Annotated in this window: 1 protein-coding gene; it reads right to left on the reverse strand. The window is 62.4% G+C overall.

Features of this window, described 5'->3' with window-relative positions; translation table 11 throughout:
• Positions 1 to 1,030: IS630 family transposase (locus QQL28_RS45685; RefSeq protein ID WP_284276432.1), on the reverse strand; the 1,030-nt coding region annotated here is incomplete at both ends.

Consider the following 1,030-nt stretch of genomic DNA (forward strand, 5'->3'; position numbering starts at 1 on the left):
CCAGAAGTTCGCAACATCGCTTCGCGTTTTGCCGGGGCATTGTAACGGCAGAAGCGCTCGATGGAAGCAAGGATGTCATTGGCGGATTTGGTCCATCTGAACGGTTTGGGATCGGCGTTGTGTCGTTCGATGAACGAGACGATGTCCGCCCTGAGGGCGGCCACGCTGCGATAGACGCCGCGCCTGATCTTCTTATCGGTGAGGAGCGCGAAGAAGCGCTCGACTTGGTTGAGCCATGACGAACTGGTCGGGGTCAGGTGCACGTGCCAACGCGGCCTTTTAGCCAACCATCTCCGGATCATTGGGGTCTTGTGCGTGACGTAATTGTCCATGACGAGATGAACGTCGAGTTCGCGCGGTACGGCAGTCTCGATCTCGTCCAGGAACTTGCGGAACTCGGCGGTGCGGTGGCGCCCGTAGCACTTGCCAATGACCCGTCCGGTCGCAATATCGAGGGCGGCGAACAGCGATGTGGTGCCATGCCTTTTGTAGTCATGGCTCCTTCGGGCCGCCTGGCCGGGACGCATCGGCAACATCGGCTGGCTGCGGTCCAGCGCCTGGATTTGGGATTTCTCATCCACACACAGAACGATGGCGTGCTCCGGCGGTGAGACGTAGAGGCCCACGACATCGCGCACTTTGGCCACGAAGTTCGGATCGGTCGAGAGCTTGAACGTCTCCATCCGGTGCGGCTGGAGCCCGAAGGCCCGCCAGATACGTTGCACCGTCGACACCGATAGGCCGCTGGTCTTCGCCATGTCGCGGGAGCTCCAATGAGTGGCGTTCTCAGGGCAACTCTCCAACGTCCTCACGATCACGGCTTCGATGCGGGCGTCGTCAATCGTGCGCGGCGCGCCGGAACGCGGCTCGTCGTGCAGCCCGGCCACACGCTGCTCCATAAAACGCCGCCGCCACTTGCCTACGGTCTGCCGGTCCAGCCCGAGCTTGGCCGCCACTTCCGTGTTCTGACCACCTTCCGCACAGGCCAGAACGATCCGGGCTCTCAGAGCCAGCGCCTGCGCCGTCTTCC

Source organism: Bradyrhizobium iriomotense (genome assembly GCF_030160715.1).
GTDB classification, from domain to species: domain Bacteria; phylum Pseudomonadota; class Alphaproteobacteria; order Rhizobiales; family Xanthobacteraceae; genus Bradyrhizobium; species Bradyrhizobium iriomotense.